4 protein-coding genes are annotated in these 3,844 nt (G+C 40.6%); all 4 read right to left on the bottom strand.

Annotated features, from left to right (window positions below):
- Positions 1 to 165: 165 nt before the first annotated feature.
- Positions 166 to 1,191, bottom strand: a complete 1,026-nt coding sequence (locus tag WEIDD23_RS00635; RefSeq protein ID WP_062358657.1) for an alcohol dehydrogenase catalytic domain-containing protein — start codon at positions 1,189 to 1,191, stop codon at positions 166 to 168.
- Positions 1,181 to 1,891, bottom strand: coding sequence for an IspD/TarI family cytidylyltransferase (locus tag WEIDD23_RS00630; protein WP_060655197.1), 711 nt, complete (start codon positions 1,889 to 1,891; stop codon positions 1,181 to 1,183). Before WEIDD23_RS00630 ends, WEIDD23_RS00635 begins: the two co-directional genes overlap by 11 nt.
- An 8-nt stretch (positions 1,892 to 1,899) precedes the next feature.
- Entirely contained in the window at positions 1,900 to 2,694 is a 795-nt protein-coding gene (locus tag WEIDD23_RS00625) for a LicD family protein (RefSeq protein ID WP_062358656.1), read from the bottom strand.
- 120 nt (positions 2,695 to 2,814) lie between these two features.
- Positions 2,815 to 3,844: CDP-glycerol glycerophosphotransferase family protein (locus tag WEIDD23_RS00620; protein WP_197458751.1), on the bottom strand; the 1,030-nt coding region annotated here is incomplete at its 5' end.

The raw sequence follows: 3,844 nt of genomic DNA, 5'->3' as shown, positions 1-3,844 counted from the left end.
GTCGCTCTTCTTCAGCCACAACATTATCTCCATCGTTCTAAATAATTGCACGGTCTTTAAATTTTTTAAAATAAAAAGAATACCGTCAATAATTATACCCCTAACCTGTATAAAAAAGAACATTCGCTTAACAGAAGCGAATGTTCTTTTGGTTATTCTTAAAGACTACATGTGCCAATCGAGTACTGTCTTACCCCAATTCATCGTCAAGTCCTCATCAAACGCATCTGTAATGTCTTTGATTTCGGTAACATGCTTGACGTTTTGCACCAACAATTCTAAACGTTCCTTAACCGCGTGATTATTCGCGACCAAGTCAATCGCCATTTGGAAATCTTCGCGGGATGAACGCGTTGTTCCTGCCAACGTAATCCCCTTTTCCAACACCATTCGTGTATTAATGGCAATTGGATTTTCTGAAACACCAGACAAGACAATTGCCCCACGCGGATTGATAATATCAATAATTTGATTTGTCGCCGCTTCTGACCCACGACCACCAACGGCCTCAATTGCTTGATCCAGTTTCAAATCAGTTGGTACTTCATCAATTTGGACTGTATTGGCAAAACTGATAAAATCCAACTTTTCTTGATGCTTTCCAAACACATAGAGTTCTGAGTCTGGGAACATTTCACGCGCAACAACTGCCGTCATATACGCGACATTGCCATCACCCCAGATACCAATTTTATCTTGTCGGTTAATCATCGTTTCCTGCAAACGGCGTACAGCCTGTACAGCAACGGACACAACCTCTAAAAAGGCATTCATCGTCGATTGCGCACCAGCAGGTATCTCAATCAAACTTTCTGGTTCGATTGTGACATATTCACGCATAAAACCATCTTCCGTAGAGGAACGGAACGTTGATGATCGCAAATAATTATCTGCAATTAAATTATCATGGCCATGTGCATGCGTGGGAATCATGACAACTTTGGTGCCAGGTGTAAAAGTGCCTGTATTATCACGCACCACTTCACCAACTGCTTCGTGAATCAAAGCCATCGGCAAACGTGCAGCTAAAACTTCCTTATCTCGTGTTCCGGTGTAATAACGTTCATCTGCTCGGCAAATTGACATTAACGTTGGTCGCACAATTACCTTACCTGGTGTATTCAAATCAGTTGACGTCGTCACGCGTTCAATTTGGCGGACACCTGTCAAACGGTAAACATTATTGAACATCCAAATTCTCCCGTGCAATGATGTTAGCAATACGCAAATCGTAAGGTCGTGTCACCTTGATATTAGACTCATCGCCAGCAACAATTCCAACTTTGTGTCCTGCCAGCAACATCACCTTAGCTGAATCAGAAAGAATGTTGCGTTCTTCTTCAGTCATATTATTATATTGCGTCTCAAAGGCCGTAATATTAACTGTTTGTGGCGTTTGACCCTGATACATTTCATCACGAACTGGAATATCTGTAATCATACCGTCCTTGGCGCGGACAATCGTGTCAGTTGCGCCAATCACCGTATCAACCGCCTTATACACCTTGGCAGCTTCAATATTATCCATGATAATGCGTCGTGAGATAAACGGGCGAACAGCATCGTGCATAACCAATACATCGTCCGCGTTCAAGCCGAAGTTATCTTTGATGTAGTTAATAGCCCCCATCACAGTATCGTTACGTTCGGCACCGCCTTCAATCACAACAATGCGTTGGTCATCGATATACTTGGCAATCAAGTCCTTTGCGTACTGCATCCACTTGGGGTGAATTGACACAATGATCTTGTCAAATTCAGCAATCAATGAAAACTTCTCCAACGTATGGATAATAATAGGCTTATCTGCCAAATTCAAAAATTGCTTCGGACGCTCTGTGTGCCCCATTCGGCTACCGATGCCACCTGCCATTACTTGTGCATAAATCATTTATCTACCTACTCCTTAGTAAAAAACCTTGCGTGCTTATTTTCTGACTTAATTGGCGTTTGCCAATCTCCAAAAAATTGCGTTAAATATTGATTGAAATTTTGTGGGATATATACTTCCGCGCCTTCGAATTTTTTCATGATCAATGGGGCAAAAATATTACCCTTAAATATTTCTTTTCTCCCATACATACCATTCAGCACGCCAATAGCATTAGGGTACTGAATACCCCGAACCAAACGATTTGACGCTTTAATTTCCAATTCAACGAAACAATGCGTTTGTTTATAAGAAACTATTTTGCTTAGACCTCGCTTTAGCGGCACAATTTGTGCATCATCTGGGAAATTTCCTGTCGACCTGGCGACGTTTCGCAAAACATTTAAGACTTTATGAGTCAATAAGAAAGCCTTTAACTTAATCCCCATCTGTACCTGATCAACTGGAAAAATATCAATAAACACACCATGATTAATTTTATAATAATCTGATTGTGCGATAGTCTCCGAATCAACTACTCGCGCATTCGGCACCAATGTATTCTCGTCTTCTTCAGTCATCAATCGAAATCTTGAATTAGTTGGCTGATAATGCTTCATCAACCAGTCGTAGTCCTCACGGAATAAACCCACGTCTAAATCATCATCCCATGGAATAAAACCATCATGGCGTACAAGTCCAAGCATACTGCCACCAAGCAGTAACAACCGCCGGTTATTTTGTGATACAAAGTTAGCAAGATCCTGCAACATTTCGCGTGTAAGTGCTTGAACCTCGTTAATCGTCATTTCATGCTTAACCATGAAAGTACCCCATTTCAAAATTCAGTATGTGTTAAGTATAGCAAAAGTGTTAACAACGTCAATTTTATTATGTAAGCAAAAAGCCGAGCACAACGTCTCGGCTTTTTGCTTATCGATAAATTATCGAAAATCAACAAAATCATTTTCTAGCGCGTCAACAAATCGTTTAGATGCCTTGCCATCTAAGTCATCGAAGTAATATGCCAAAAAATTATCCAGGCTTTGAGGATTAAATTCATTAACTCGTTCAATCTCTGTCACCAAAGAATCCATATCCCTAACGATTGGTCCGGGAACAAATTCTTGATAATCCACATAAAAATCACGTGAAGCCGTGTATTCTTCAAGGTCCGGCGCAAAGAATATTGTCTTCTTCCGCAACAAGCTATATTCAAATACAACCGACGAGTAATCAGTAATTAATGCATCAGAAACCAGCAGTAAGTCATTAACTTCTCGGTACGAAGATACATCATAAAAGAAGTCCGCATATTCTTCAGGAATTTGTACCTTGCTTTTCACGAAGGGATGAATCTTAAACAACATGACATACCCAGCTGCAGATAGCTTAGTATATAGCTTTTCAAAATCAATCCAATCAAAGTTGTAGTACGCCGACCTTTGGCCATTACCGCGGAAAGTTGGTGCAAAAAGCACAACTTTTTTACCTTTAATAAAGGGTAATTCTTCTTCAAGTCGAGTAACAACCGACTGCTTATAACTCGTATCGAAAAACATGTCAGTACGTGGTGCACCAAGAGGCAGCACCTTCCGGCCGTCTATGCCAAAACCTTCGGCATAGAACGGTGCAACATGCTTCGAAGAAACAATCGCCCAGGTATAATTTTTATGGTTCTTTGACGTTGGCTTAGGCCCGCCTGGCAACCCCATTCGACTAAATCCAAATGTTTTGAAGGCACCAACTGCGTGCCAAACCTGAATTAAATTCACGTTATTCCGAATTTTCAACGGATACACTAGCGGATAAAAATCATCCAGCAGTACGTGTTGACTAGTTGCGATTAGCCAAGCAATTTTCGTGTACTCACTAAACGTTTTTTTAGCTGAATTTGTTTTTTTAAGCATATAGCTGATTTTCAAATCGGTTTTACGTGACTTGATTTCTCGATCGATATACTCAAAATTTCCA

This window comes from Weissella sp. DD23 (assembly GCF_001579105.1).
Lineage (GTDB): Bacteria > Bacillota > Bacilli > Lactobacillales > Lactobacillaceae > Weissella > Weissella cibaria.
Note: the sequence above shows the minus strand (reverse complement) of the source record. Positions and strands in the feature narration are given on the sequence as shown.

Coding starts and splice junctions, on each gene's coding strand:
- WEIDD23_RS00635 (WP_062358657.1), bottom strand. CDS start 1,191: ATGTTCAATAATGTTTACCGTTTGACAGGTGTCCGCCAAATTGAACGC.
- WEIDD23_RS00630 (WP_060655197.1), bottom strand. CDS start 1,891: ATGATTTATGCACAAGTAATGGCAGGTGGCATCGGTAGCCGAATGGGG.
- WEIDD23_RS00625 (WP_062358656.1), bottom strand. CDS start 2,694: ATGGTTAAGCATGAAATGACGATTAACGAGGTTCAAGCACTTACACGC.